Raw genomic sequence first — 273 nt, 5'->3', positions numbered from 1 at the left:
GGGCAAGACCACGCTGGCGGTCAATCTCGCGGTGGCGGGGTTGCGGGCGGGCCAGAGCGTGGCGCTGATCGACACCGACCCCCAGGGCTCGCTGGGCCGGTGGTTCATGACCCGGCTGGAGCGGCTGGAGGGGGTTCCGGACATGGAGTTCTCCACCGCCTCGGCCTGGGGGGTGGGCTATGAGGTGGGCAAGCTGTCGAAGGCCTGCGACCTGGTGATCATCGACACGCCGCCCAAGGTGGACAGCGATCTCAAGCCCGCCCTGCGCGCCGC

Annotated in this window: 1 protein-coding gene; it reads left to right on the top strand. The window is 70.7% G+C overall.

The annotated features are described in order from the left end of the window. Window positions 1–273 (top strand): ParA family protein (locus H2O73_RS23990; RefSeq protein ID WP_182110801.1); only part of this gene is annotated, 273 nt, incomplete at both ends.

Origin of the sequence: Vibrio marinisediminis, assembly GCF_014050145.1 — a bacterium.
Lineage (GTDB): Bacteria > Pseudomonadota > Gammaproteobacteria > Enterobacterales > Vibrionaceae > Vibrio > Vibrio marinisediminis.
The sequence above is the reverse complement of the archived record's forward strand: the minus strand, read 5'-3'. Positions and strand labels throughout refer to the sequence as shown.